We start from the raw sequence: 514 nt of genomic DNA, 5'->3' as shown, positions 1-514 counted from the left end.
CCCGCCCCGGCCACCGGAGGCAACACCACCACCGGAACCGACGGCATCCTCGGCGGCACCCAGGTGGCGCTGCCGGTCAACGTGCCGATCACGCTCGGCGGCAACGCCATCTCCGTGATCGGCGAGGCCACGGTGACCGATCCCGGCACGGGAACCAACCCCGGTACGGACCCAGGAACGGACCCAGGCACGGATCCCGGAACGGACCCCGGAACGGATCCCGGCACCAACCCGGGCACCGACCCCGGCACCATCCCGGGCACGAACCCCGCCAGCTCGACCCCCGGCACGTCCGGAGCCGCTTTCGCCTCGGGCGCAGCGACCACCGGCCAGGCCCACGGACTCGCGATGACGGGTGGAGCGCCCGCTGAAGGACTGATCGCCCTCGCCGCGATCCTGCTTCTCCTCGGAGGCGCTGGACTGCTGCGACGCCGCCGGCTGACGGCGTAGCGATGACGCCGGCGGTGCGCTCGTCCTCGGGGGAGGAGACCCGCACCGCCGGTGCGCCGCTGCG

At 74.1% G+C, this 514-nt stretch carries 1 protein-coding gene; it reads left to right on the top strand.

The features are described 5' to 3' along the window. Positions 1 to 450 (top strand): chaplin family protein (locus tag AX744_RS09780; protein ID WP_157543571.1); only part of this gene is annotated, 450 nt, incomplete at its 5' end. Positions 451 to 514: the final 64 nt, after the last annotated feature.

The organism is Microbacterium sp. CCH5-D1, from assembly GCF_001557335.1.
GTDB lineage: Bacteria > Actinomycetota > Actinomycetes > Actinomycetales > Microbacteriaceae > Microbacterium > Microbacterium oxydans.
Note: the sequence above shows the minus strand (reverse complement) of the source record. Positions and strands in the feature narration are given on the sequence as shown.